This is a genomic window from Streptomyces sp. BYX5S, assembly GCF_054724165.1.
Map to the genome: position 1 here is coordinate 7,964,412 of NZ_CM138829.1, position 11,833 is coordinate 7,976,244.

Annotated in this window: 8 protein-coding genes and 2 rRNA genes; 7 read left to right on the forward strand and 3 right to left on the reverse strand. The window is 68.2% G+C overall.

What is annotated here, in order from left to right:
- Window positions 1–3: 3 nt before the first annotated feature.
- Window positions 4–1,536, forward strand: coding sequence for a type IV secretory system conjugative DNA transfer family protein (locus ACYBSK_RS36010; protein ID WP_457481442.1), 1,533 nt, complete (start codon window positions 4–6; stop codon window positions 1,534–1,536).
- A 39-nt stretch (window positions 1,537–1,575) separates the two neighbouring features.
- On the opposite strand, the gene ACYBSK_RS36015 is transcribed toward ACYBSK_RS36010, so the two are convergent.
- Window positions 1,576–2,229 carry a TetR/AcrR family transcriptional regulator gene (locus ACYBSK_RS36015; protein WP_457481443.1) on the reverse strand — a complete coding sequence of 218 codons (654 nt, stop codon included), beginning with the start codon at window positions 2,227–2,229 and terminating at the stop codon, window positions 1,576–1,578.
- A gap of 97 nt (window positions 2,230–2,326) precedes the next feature.
- Here ACYBSK_RS36015 and ACYBSK_RS36020 point away from each other — a divergent pair, with 97 nt between their 5' ends.
- The 6 genes from ACYBSK_RS36020 (at window position 2,327) to ACYBSK_RS36045 (ending at window position 8,446) form a co-directional block, all read left to right on the forward strand.
- The gene (locus tag ACYBSK_RS36020; RefSeq protein ID WP_460244593.1) at window positions 2,327–3,955 is read left to right on the forward strand and encodes an MFS transporter; all 1,629 of its coding nucleotides are present in this window, start codon (window positions 2,327–2,329) and stop codon (window positions 3,953–3,955) included.
- A gap of 24 nt (window positions 3,956–3,979) precedes the next feature.
- Window positions 3,980–4,582 carry an NADPH-dependent FMN reductase gene (locus ACYBSK_RS36025; RefSeq protein ID WP_460244594.1) on the forward strand — a complete coding sequence of 201 codons (603 nt, stop codon included), beginning with the start codon at window positions 3,980–3,982 and terminating at the stop codon, window positions 4,580–4,582.
- 117 nt (window positions 4,583–4,699) lie between these two features.
- Window positions 4,700–5,677 (forward strand): ATP-binding cassette domain-containing protein, encoded by a 978-nt coding sequence (locus ACYBSK_RS36030; RefSeq protein ID WP_460244595.1) that lies wholly within the window; start codon window positions 4,700–4,702, stop codon window positions 5,675–5,677.
- The gene (locus ACYBSK_RS36035) at window positions 5,674–6,480 is read left to right on the forward strand and encodes an ABC transporter permease (protein ID WP_460244596.1); all 807 of its coding nucleotides are present in this window, start codon (window positions 5,674–5,676) and stop codon (window positions 6,478–6,480) included. The genes ACYBSK_RS36030 and ACYBSK_RS36035 overlap by 4 nt, the downstream gene beginning before the upstream one ends.
- Window positions 6,481–6,527: 47 nt before the next feature.
- The gene (locus ACYBSK_RS36040) at window positions 6,528–7,778 is read left to right on the forward strand and encodes a sensor histidine kinase (RefSeq protein ID WP_460244597.1); all 1,251 of its coding nucleotides are present in this window, start codon (window positions 6,528–6,530) and stop codon (window positions 7,776–7,778) included.
- On the forward strand, window positions 7,775–8,446 hold the full coding sequence (locus ACYBSK_RS36045) for a response regulator (RefSeq protein WP_457481449.1): 672 nt from the start codon (window positions 7,775–7,777) through the stop codon (window positions 8,444–8,446). The genes ACYBSK_RS36040 and ACYBSK_RS36045 overlap by 4 nt, the downstream gene beginning before the upstream one ends.
- Before the next feature lie 51 nt (window positions 8,447–8,497).
- Here the strand turns inward: ACYBSK_RS36045 and rrf are convergent.
- Window positions 8,498–8,614, reverse strand: a 5S ribosomal RNA gene (rrf, locus tag ACYBSK_RS36050).
- 88 nt (window positions 8,615–8,702) lie between these two features.
- Window positions 8,703–11,826 (reverse strand): 23S ribosomal RNA (locus tag ACYBSK_RS36055).
- Window positions 11,827–11,833: the final 7 nt, after the last annotated feature.

Genomic DNA, 11,833 nt, shown 5'->3' on the forward strand with positions numbered 1-11,833 from the left:
GGTATGCGGGACGAGCGGGGTTACGGGGAGCGGCGGGAGCGGGGCCGGGGCGGGGTGCCCGACGGGCTGCTCGTCGGCGTACTCGCGTTTCTGCTGGGCATGACGATCATGGTCTGGACGGCGACGGGGCTGTCCGGCCTGTTCGCGAAGGGGGCGTGGCCGTCGGCCGTGACCTTCGCGAACACGCCGCTGGCGATGCGGTCCCTGATCGCCCGGCCCCACGACATCGCCGGCGCGTGGCCCGCCACGCCTTCCGCCGAACTCTCCGGCTACGGGCTCTTCTGGGGCCTCCTCATCGGCCAACTGATGATCCTCGTCGTCCTCACGGTCTTCGTCGCCGGAACGGTGGCGCGCTGGCGCGCGGTCCGCAAACGCGACCGCACGCCCCAGGAGCCGGAGCCAACCCCCCGGGGCTCCGCCCCGGACCCCGCTGCTCAATCGCCGCAGAGGCTCCAAAAACCCACCCCACCCCATCAAGCCCCACCGACGCCACTTCAAGCCCCTCCGGCGATTGAGGAGCGGGGCCCGGCGGCACATCAAGCCCCTCCGGCGATTGAGGAGCGGGGTCCGGGGCAGAGCCCCGCGACCGCAACCCCGGTACCCGCCCCCCGCACCCCCCTCCACCTCGGCGACCCCACCACCCGCCACCCCCTCGCCGTAGAAGCCATCCAGGACGCCGAAGGCCCCGCCCTCGTCATCACGTCCTCCCCGGACGTATGGGCCGAAACCAAGGACGCCCGCGCCAAACTCGGCCCCGTCCTCCTCTACGACCCCACCCACCGCTGCGACACCCCCGCCCGCATGCACTGGTCCCCCGCCACCGGCTGCGCCGACAAGGCGACCGCCGCCTCCCGCGCCACCGCCCTCCTCGCCCCCATAAGGCCCACGGCCAAACTCGACTCGGCCCTCGCCGAAACCGCCGAAACCCTCCTGCGCAGCTACCTGCACGCCGCCGCCGTCGACGGCAAACCGTTCCGCCACGTCCACCGCTGGTCCCAGGGCACCCAGGTCCAGGACGCCGTACGCATCCTCCGTACGAACCCGAAGGCGGCCGCCGGCACCGCGGGCGAACTCGAAGCGGCGCTCACCTCGCACCCGGAGCGCCGCGACATGGCGCAGGAGCTGACGGCCCGCGCGCTGTCCGCCCTGTTCTCGGTGCACATCCGCGAGGCCTGCACGCCGAACCGAACAGATGCCCTCACCCTGGATTCCTTCGTGAACGAAGGGGGCACGCTCTATGTGGTGGGTGAACCCATCGAGGACCCCAAGGGGAGCCCCGGCGCGATGCCGCTCCTCACGGCCCTCGCCTCGAGCGTGGTCGAGCACGGCCGCCGCATGGCCGAACGGTCATCCGCCGGCCGGCTCGACCCACCAATGACGCTCGTCCTGGACGACGTCGCGGCCGTGGCTCCGCTTCCCCAACTGCCGGAGCTGCTGTCCACCGGAGCGGACCAGGGCCTGATCACCCTGGCCCTGCTCCGGTCCCGTGAACAGGGCAGGTCCCGCTGGCCGGACGCGGACCTCCCCCTCGCCTGACGCGGGGACGCCGCTGACACGGGAACACCGCTGACGTGGCTAACGCCCGTACAGCCGCAGGAACACCGCGAGCCCGCTGGAGACCCGCGCGTCGACCTCCGCGGCGGACATCGGCACCACCCCGAAGAACGTGTCGACGGTGACCGACCCGGGGATCAGCAGCATGAAGTGCCGCGCGGCCTCCCGTGAGGTGGCCTCGTCGACCGCGAGATGCCCGTCCTCGCCGAGCCGGAGCAGCGCCGCACGCACCGCGTCCGCCGTCGCCCGCGGCCCGATCCGCTGCCACTCCTCGATGACGTCGGCGGGCAGGTGCGAGCCCTCCGAGATGATGTGGCGGACGAGCAGCATGTGCGGCTCGTGGTCGCCGCGCCGCCCCATCCACTCCCGGGCGAGCGCGAGCAGATCCGCCTCGACGTCCCCGACCTTGCCCAAGTGCCGCTCGATCAGCGCGACATGAGCGTCCGTCACCTGGCGCGCGCTGTCGATCAGCACCTCGCGGAAGAGGTTCTCCTTGCCGCCGAAGTGGTTGTAGAGCGTGCGTGTGGAGACCCCCGCCTCGGCGGCGATCTCGTCGATACCGGCGCGCGCGTACCCCTCGCGCCCGAAGACCGTGCGGGCACCGCGCAGCAGTGCCTGCCGCTTCTCGACCGTGCCCTTGCGCGGGGTGCGCCCCGGCCCCTGCTCCTGCGTCATACCGCTCCGTCCTACGCCGACCGCGTCCAGCCTAGGCACAGAGACCTAGGTACAACGACGGTTGCACTTACTACAACCACCGTTGTACTTTACCGGCATGGCAACCGAACCCCAGGCTTCGGCGGCCCGCGAAGTCGGCGGCAGCCGCTCCACGTTCACTCTCCTCGTCGTCCTCCTCGGGATGCTCACGCTCCCGATGGCCATGTCCGGCACCACGGTCGCGCTCCCGCGCATCGGCACCGACCTCGACGCCTCGGGCGCCGCGCTCCAGTGGGTGGTCGTCGGCTACTTCCTCGCCGCTTCCTCGTTCATGCTGGTCGCGGGCTCGCTCGGCGACCTCTACGGCCGCCGCCGGATCCTCACGGCGGGCGCCGCGCTCTACACGGCCGGCACGCTCGCCTCGGCCCTCGCGCGGAACATCCTGCTCCTCGACGCGGCCCGCGTCCTGTCCGGCATCGGCGCGGCGGGCGTCATGGCCTGCGGCGGCTCCCTGCTCGCCGCGACCTTCACAGGCCCGGCCCGCACCCGCGTCTTCGCCTCGCTCGGCACCACGGCGGGCCTCGGCCTGGCCTTCGGTCCGACGTTCTCCGGCTGGCTCGTGGACGCGGTCGGCTGGCGCGCCACCTTCCTGTCGTACGTGGCCGTGGGCGCCGTCGTCCTCCTCGGCACCCGCCTGATGGCGGAGTCGCGGGCGGACACCCGGCCGAGCGTCGACAAGGCGGGCGCCGCCACGTTCATCGCGGGCCTCGCCCTGGCCCTGTACGCGATCACGCAGGGCTCCAAGTCCGGCTGGACGGCGCCGGGGACCCTGATCCCCGCCGCCCTCTCCGCCACCCTCCTCAGCGCCTTCGTACGGGTCGAGCGGCGCCTCGTCCGCACCGGGACCGGCCGCCCGATCCTCGATCCCCGGCTCGCCCGCAACCCGGCGTTCCTCGGCTGGGCGGTCGCCTCCTTCGGACTCGGCGCGGGCACCACCGGCGTCCTCACCTTCCTGCCGACCTACCTCCAGGGCGCGAACGGCACCACGGCCCGCGCCGCCGGACTCACGCTGCTGCTGATGACGGTGCCGATCCTGGCGCTCCCGCCGCTCGGCGCCCGCCTCGTCAACCGGGGCACACCCGCCCGGCACCTCGTCGTCCTCTCGCTGCTCCTGCTGGCGGCGGGCAACGCGTGGCTGACGACGCTCCACCCGGGCATCGGCGTGCTGGGGCTGGCGGGGCCGCTGCTCACCATCGGCGCGGGCCAGGGCCTGTCCCTCGGCATCATCGACGCCCAGGCGCTGTCGATGGTCGCCCCGTCCGAGGTCGGCATGGCCTCCGGCTTCCTCAACACGGTCCGCGGCGGCACCGGCGCGGTCGTCCTCACCGTCTTCGGCGCGCTGCTGCTGGCCGCGGTCGAGTCCCGCGTGAACTCACCGGAACTGGCCGCCCACATCACGTCCGGCACCGCCGGCCACGCCCCGGAACTCACCTCGGCGTGGCAGGTGACGCTGTGGTCGACGACAGCCCTCCTCACAGCCCTGGCCCTGACGACCACCCGCCTCCTGCGGCCTGCCCCCACCCCCGCTGTGGGCAAGCGATCCGCCCCCGCTGTGGACAGGCGATCCGCCCCCGCTTCTCCCACCCACCCCACCCCCGCTGTGGGCAGGCGTTCCGCACGGCGGAACGGGTGGGCACAGCCCCCGTCGCCGCGCAACGAAACAACGACGCACACCAAGTCGACCTGATCACTCACCCCGGAGGACCGCACCATGACCACACCGAACACCACGACCACCCGCCCCCTCCGCGTAGCGATCGTCATCGGATCCACCCGCGACGGCCGCCTCGCCCCCACCGTCGGCACCTGGTTCACGACCTGGGCCAAGGCCCACGCCGCCGACACCGACTTCGACGTCATCGACCTGACCGACCTGGACCTCCCCGAGACCCACCCGAACTGGGGCCACGAACCGACCCCCGCCCAGGCGGAGCTCTCCGCCCGCGTCGACGCCGCCGACGCCTACGTCGTGATCACCCCCGAGTACAACCACAGCTTCCCGGCCCACCTGAAGCACTTCATCGACCTGCACCGCGACGAGTGGAAGGCGAAGCCCGTCGGCTTCGTCTCGTACGGCGGGGTCGGCGGCGGCCTCCGCGCCGTGGAACAACTCCGCCTCGTCTTCGCCGAGTTGCACTGCGCCACGATCCGTGACGGCGTCAGCTTCCACCAGGCGCACGGCGGCCTCTTCGTCGAGGACGGCCCGGCCCACGACGAGGAGGGCGCGGCCGGCGCGGCGAAGGTGATGCTCGACCAGCTCGCGTGGTGGGCCCACGCCCTGCGCACGGCCCGCGCCACCCACCCGTACGCCTGACCATCCCCGCGACCCCGCGCCCCCAGGGCCCCGTAGTACCCCGGTACTACGGGGCCCGCCCCAGCTCGATGCCGGGGTCCGACGACCGGGAGGCCCCGCCCGCGGCACCGTACTCACATGACGATCCGAGCCCACGGCCTCACCAAACGCTACGGCGGCAGGACCGCCAAGACCGTCGTCGACGACCTCACCTTCTCCGTCGAACCCGGCACGGTCACCGGCTTCCTCGGCCCCAACGGCGCCGGCAAGTCCACGACTTTGCGCATGCTGCTCGGCCTGGACACCCCCACCTCCGGCCGCGCCACCATCGGCGGCCGCGCCTACGCCGCCCACCCCGCGCCCCTCACCGAGGTCGGCGCGCTCCTGGAGGCGAAGGCCGTCCACCCCGGCCGCACCGCCTTCCACCACCTCACGGCGCTCGCCCTCACCCACGGCATCCCCCGCTCCCGCGTCGAGCACGTGCTCGACCTCGCGGGCCTCACCGACGTGGCCGGCAAGCGCGTGAAGGGCTTCTCCCTCGGCATGGGCCAGCGCCTGGGCATCGCGGCGGCGCTCCTCGGCGACCCGGCCACGGTCGTCCTCGACGAGCCGGTCAACGGCCTCGACCCCGAGGGCGTCCTGTGGATCCGCAACCTCCTCAAGGCCCTCGCCCAGCAGGGCCGTACGGTCCTGGTGTCCTCGCACCTGATGAGCGAGATGGCCCTCACGGCCGACCACCTCGTCGTCATCGGCCGCGGCCGCCTCCTCGCGGACACCACGGTGGACGCCTTCGTACGGCAGGCGGGCGCCGGAGCCGTCAAGGTCGTCACCCCCGAGGGCGGGCGGCTCGCCGCGCTCCTGTCCGGCCCGGACGTGACCGTCACCACCGAGGGCTCCGGCACGCTCCTGGTGCGCGGCGCCGACACCGAGCACATCGCCCGCATCGCGGCCGAGCACGCCATCCCGGTCCACGAACTCACCCCGCAGGCGGCCTCGTTGGAGCAGGCCTTCATGGACCTCACCCGCGACTCCGTCGAATACGCGGCCACCGTGACCTCCACGAACCCCACGAACCCCAGGACCTCCACGAACTTCCCGAAGGGAACCGCAGCATGAGTGGCACCGTCACCCTCTCCCAGCCGGCCCGCGCCACCTCCTCGTACGCGGTGACGCCCGCCCGCGTGCTCCGCTCGGAGTGGCACAAGTTCTGGACGGTCCGGTCCACGTGGATCACGCTGCTGTCCTCGGCCGTCCTCATCATCGGCCTCGGTCTCCTGGTCGCCGCCAACTACGACTCGGGCAACCGCGAGTTCGTCGACCCGATCCAACTCGGCCTGTCCGGAACGCAGCTCGCGCAGATCTCCCTGCCGGTCCTGGGCGTGCTGTTCATCGCGGGCGAGTACACGACCGGCATGATCCGCGCCTCGCTGACCGCGGTGCCCGGCCGGGCACCGGTCCTGTGGTGCAAGGCAGCCGTCCTCGCGGCCATCGTCTTCCCGCTGACCCTCGCGACCTGCCTGATCACGCACCCCCTGGCCCAGGTCTTCCTGTCGGACACCGACCAGAAGGCCGCGCTCACCGACCCCGGTGTCCTCGCGGCGATCGCCGGCACGTCCGCCGGCATCACGGCCCTGTCCGTCTTCGCCCTCGGCCTCGGCGCGGTACTGCGTTCCGTGGCGGGCGGCATCTCCGCCTTCGTCGGCGGCGTCATGATCATGCCGGAAGTCGTCTCCATGATCCCGATCGACGCCCTGGACAGGGCGATCGAGTACTTCCCGGTCCAGGCGGCGGGCAACGTCTCCGCCCTCGACGCCGTGCCGGGCGCCCCGTCCCCGACGGCCTCGCTCGTCGCCCTGGTCCTGTGGGCGATCGCCTCGGTCGCCGTCGCCGCGTTCTTCCTCCAGCGACGGGACGTATGACCAGTGATCCCCTGCGCCGAAGGACGCGGGTGGCGGAGGATGTCACCGTGACCGAGCAGCAACGAGAGGGTGTCCGCGCCGCGCGCACCCTCTCGTTTCCCGGCCGCCCCCAGCTGTGGCCGCAGAGAGTACGTGCCTTCGACGGGCGCCGCCCCTGGGTGTGGGACCTCGCCGTCACCCTGTTCTGGGTGGGCGCCGCCCTGACCGACTACGCGAGCAGCGGCTGGCGCTCCGTCGCCCAGAACCTCGACGTGCCGGACTGGCTGCTGCTCATCCTCAGCCTCGGCTTCACCGTCCCCCTGTACTGGCGCAGGCGGCACCCCCTGGCCGTGCTGCTGGTGACGGCACCGTTCGCCCTGGTCAACAGCTGGTCGGGCGCGATCCTCCAGGCCCACCTCGCGGACCTGGTCGCGGTGTTCAACCTGGCCGTGCACCGACCGCTCAAGCAGCTCGCCCCTGCGGCCCTGCTCGTCCTCGCCCCACTGGTGCCGGGCGCCCTGCGCTATCCGCTGGCCGCCTGGGACGGCTCCTTCGGACCGGCGCTCTGGGGCTTCGCCCTCACCGCCCTCCTGGGCGTCGCGGTCCGCTCCCGCAGGGACCGCATGGCGGCCCTCGTGGACCGCGCCCAGCGCCTGGAGACCGAACGCGACCAGCAGGCGCGGTTGGCCACGGCCGCCGAACGCGCCCGTATCGCCCGCGAGATGCACGACATCATCGGCCACAACCTCTCCGTCATCACGGGCCTCGCGGACGGCGGCGCCTACGCCGCGCGGAGGAGCCCCGACCGCGCGGTCCAGGCCCTCGACGCCATCGCCACCACCAGCCGCCAGGCCCTCACGGAACTCCGCCGCCTCCTGGACGTCCTCGGCGAGGACGCCCCCACCGCCGACCTGGCCCCGGCCCCCGCCCTCGACGACCTCGACACCCTGCTCGCCGGCGTACGTTCCGCGGGCCTGCCCGTCCGTACGACCGTCAGGGGCGAACCGGCGCCGCTGCCCCCGGGCCTGGAACTCACGGTGTACCGCGTCGTCCAGGAGGCCCTCACCAACACCCTCAAGCACGGCGGCCCGTCAGCGACCTCCGAGATACTCCTCGCGTACGCGGCCGACGACGTGACCGTCACGATCACGGACACGGGCCACGGCGGAACTCCCGCCCCGGACGGTATGGGCTGTGGTCTCGCCGGAATGCGGGAGCGAACGGCCCTCTACCGGGGCACACTTGAGGCCGGGCCACGCCCGGCCGGCGGCTGGCGGGTACGCCTCCGCGTCCCGATCCCGGAAGGCCCCACCCCGTGACGAGCGTCCTCATCGTCGACGACCAGCCCATGCAGCGATTCGGCTTCCGCATGCTCCTGGAGAGCCAGGACGACCTGCGCGTCGCGGGCGAGGCCAGCACGGGCACGGAGGCGATCCGCCTCGCGGCCGAACTCGCCCCGGACGTCGTCCTCATGGACATCCGCATGCCGGGCCTGGACGGCATCGAGGCAACGCGCCGCATCATCACGGACCTCCCCGAGAACGGCCCGCGCATCCTCATCCTCACCACCTTCGACATGGACGAGTACGCGTACGCGGGCCTGCGCGCGGGCGCCTCCGGCTTCCTCATCAAGGACGCCCTCCCGGAGGAACTCCTCGCCGGGATCCGGGCGGTGGCCGCGGGCGACGCGATCGTCGCCCCCAGCCTCACCCGCCGGCTCCTCGACGCGTACGTCCACCACCTCCCGGCCGCACCGGCCACGGCGGCTCAGGGCACCGATCCACGGATCGCCTCCCTGACGGAGAGGGAGCGCGAGATCCTCACGGTCATCGCCCAGGGCTGGACCAACACCGAGATCGCCGAACGTTTCCACCTCGCCGAATCGACGGTGAAGACCCACGTCTCCCGCATCCTGGCGAAAACGGGAGCGCGGGACAGAGTCCAGGCGGTGATCGTGGCGTACGAAACGAAATTGGTGGAGCCCTAAAACGCAGAAAAGCCCGGACCGTATCCCGGTCCGGGCTTTTCTCTAAAAATAGTTCGGCGGCGTCCTACTCTCCCACAGGGTCCCCCCTGCAGTACCATCGGCGCTGTGAGGCTTAGCTTCCGGGTTCGGAATGTAACCGGGCGTTTCCCTCACGCTATGACCACCGAAACACTATGAAACTGACAACCGGAGTCGTGGCCTATGACTACGACGGTTGTTCGTGGTTTCAGAACCAACACAGTGGACGCGAGCAACTGAGGACAAGCCCTCGGCCTATTAGTACCAGTCACCTCCACCCGTTACCGGGCTTCCAGATCTGGCCTATCAACCCAGTCGTCTACTGGGAGCCTTACCCCATCAAGTGGGTGGGAATACTCATCTCGAAGCAGGCTTCCCGCTTAGATGCTTTCAGCGGTTATCCCTCCCGAACGTAGCCAACCAGCCATGCCCTTGGCAGAACAACTGGCACACCAGAGGTTCGTCCGTCCCGGTCCTCTCGTACTAGGGACAGCCCTTCTCAATATTCCTGCGCGCACAGAGGATAGGGACCGAACTGTCTCACGACGTTCTAAACCCAGCTCGCGTACCGCTTTAATGGGCGAACAGCCCAACCCTTGGGACCGACTCCAGCCCCAGGATGCGACGAGCCGACATCGAGGTGCCAAACCATCCCGTCGATATGGACTCTTGGGGAAGATCAGCCTGTTATCCCCGGGGTACCTTTTATCCGTTGAGCGACGGCGCTTCCACAAGCCACCGCCGGATCACTAGTCCCGACTTTCGTCCCTGCTCGACCCGTCGGTCTCACAGTCAAGCTCCCTTGTGCACTTACACTCAACACCTGATTACCAACCAGGCTGAGGGAACCTTTGGGCGCCTCCGTTACCCTTTGGGAGGCAACCGCCCCAGTTAAACTACCCATCAGACACTGTCCCTGATCCGGATCACGGACCCAGGTTAGACATCCAGCACGACCAGAGTGGTATTTCAACGACGACTCCACAACCACTGGCGTGGCCGCTTCACAGTCTCCCACCTATCCTACACAAGCCGAACCGAACACCAATATCAAACTGTAGTAAAGGTCCCGGGGTCTTTCCGTCCTTCTGCGCGAAACGAGCATCTTTACTCGTAGTGCAATTTCACCGGGCCTATGGTTGAGACAGTCGAGAAGTCGTTACGCCATTCGTGCAGGTCGGAACTTACCCGACAAGGAATTTCGCTACCTTAGGATGGTTATAGTTACCACCGCCGTTTACTGGCGCTTAAGTTCTCAGCTTCGCCACACCGAAATGTGACTAACCGGTCCCCTTAACGTTCCAGCACCGGGCAGGCGTCAGTCCGTATACATCGCCTTACGGCTTCGCACGGACCTGTGTTTTTAGTAAACAGTCGCTTCTCGCTGGTCTCTGCGGCCACCCCCAGCTCAGAGTGCAAGACTCATCACCAGACGTGGCCCCCCTTCTCCCGAAGTTACGGGGGCATTTTGCCGAGTTCCTTAACCATAGTTCACCCGAACGCCTCGGTATTCTCTACCTGACCACCTGAGTCGGTTTAGGGTACGGGCCGCCATGAAACTCGCTAGAGGCTTTTCTCGACAGCATAGGATCATCCACTTCACCACAATCGGCTCGGCATCAGGTCTCACCCTCATGTCTCCCGGATTTACCTGGAAGACGGGCTACACCCTTACCCCGGGACAACCACCGCCCGGGCTGGACTACCTTCCTGCGTCACCCCATCGCTCACCTACTACCAGCTTGGGCCGGCGGCTCCACCACTCCGAACCACGTCAAAGACGAGGACGGCGGTTTCACGGCCTTAGCATCACTGGATTCGATGTCTTTCGCGTCACAGCGGGTACCGGAATATCAACCGGTTATCCATCGACTACGCCTGTCGGCCTCGCCTTAGGTCCCGACTTACCCTGGGCAGATCAGCTTGACCCAGGAACCCTTAGTCAATCGGCGCACACGTTTCTCACGTGTGAATCGCTACTCATGCCTGCATTCTCACTCGTGAACCGTCCACAACTACCTTCCGGTGCTGCTTCACCCGGCACACGACGCTCCCCTACCCATCACAGCAGGCGTTGGCCCTCTTGCTGCAATGACACGACTTCGGCGGTACGCTTGAGCCCCGCTACATTGTCGGCGCGGAATCACTTGACCAGTGAGCTATTACGCACTCTTTCAAGGGTGGCTGCTTCTAAGCCAACCTCCTGGTTGTCTCTGCGACTCCACATCCTTTCCCACTTAGCGTACGCTTAGGGGCCTTAGTCGATGCTCTGGGCTGTTTCCCTCTCGACCATGGAGCTTATCCCCCACAGTCTCACTGCCGCGCTCTCACTTACCGGCATTCGGAGTTTGGCTAAGGTCAGTAACCCGGTAGGGCCCATCGCCTATCCAGTGCTCTACCTCCGGCAAGAAACACACGACGCTGCACCTAAATGCATTTCGGGGAGAACCAGCTATCACGGAGTTTGATTGGCCTTTCACCCCTAACCACAGGTCATCCCCCAGGTTTTCAACCCTGGTGGGTTCGGTCCTCCACGAAGTCTTACCTCCGCTTCAACCTGCCCATGGCTAGATCACTCCGCTTCGGGTCTTGAGCGCGCTACTATACCGCCCTATTCGGACTCGCTTTCGCTACGGCTTCCCCACACGGGTTAACCTCGCAACACACCGCAAACTCGCAGGCTCATTCTTCAAAAGGCACGCAGTCACGACGCAAGGAACAAGTTCCTTGCGCGACGCTCCCACGGCTTGTAGGCACACGGTTTCAGGTACTATTTCACTCCGCTCCCGCGGTACTTTTCACCATTCCCTCACGGTACTATCCGCTATCGGTCACCAGGGAATATTTAGGCTTAACGGGTGGTCCCGCCAGATTCACACAGGATTTCTCGGGCCCCGTGCTACTTGGGTGTCTCTCAAACGAGCCGCTAACGTTTCAGCTACGGGGGTCTTACCCTCTACGCCGGACCTTTCGCATGTCCTTCGCCTACATCAACGGTTTCTTACTCGTCCCATCGCCGGCAGACGATGGAAGAGAGATCCCACAACCCCGCACACGCAACCCCTGCCGGGTCTCACACGTATACGGTTTGGCCTCATCCAGTTTCGCTCGCCACTACTCCCGGAATCACGGTTGTTTTCTCTTCCTGCGGGTACTGAGATGTTTCACTTCCCCGCGTTCCCTCCACACTGCCTATATATTCAGCAGCGGGTGACAGCCCATGACGACTGCCGGGTTTCCCCATTCGGAAACCCCCGGATCAAAGCCTGGTTGACGACTCCCCGGGGACTATCGTGGCCTCCCACGTCCTTCATCGGTTCCTGGTGCCAAGGCATCCACCGTGCGCCCTTAAAAACTTGGCCACAGATG

Bases quoted from the DNA above. Each gene is read 5' to 3' on its own strand.
- ACYBSK_RS36035 (WP_460244596.1), top strand. From the start codon at position 5,674: ATGAGTGGCACCGTCACCCTCTCCCAGCCGGCCCGCGCCACCTCCTCG.
- ACYBSK_RS36025 (WP_460244594.1), top strand. From the start codon at position 3,980: ATGACCACACCGAACACCACGACCACCCGCCCCCTCCGCGTAGCGATC.
- ACYBSK_RS36010 (WP_457481442.1), top strand. From the start codon at position 4: ATGCGGGACGAGCGGGGTTACGGGGAGCGGCGGGAGCGGGGCCGGGGC.
- ACYBSK_RS36030 (WP_460244595.1), top strand. From the start codon at position 4,700: ATGACGATCCGAGCCCACGGCCTCACCAAACGCTACGGCGGCAGGACC.
- ACYBSK_RS36020 (WP_460244593.1), top strand. From the start codon at position 2,327: ATGGCAACCGAACCCCAGGCTTCGGCGGCCCGCGAAGTCGGCGGCAGC.
- ACYBSK_RS36015 (WP_457481443.1), bottom strand. From the start codon at position 2,229: ATGACGCAGGAGCAGGGGCCGGGGCGCACCCCGCGCAAGGGCACGGTC.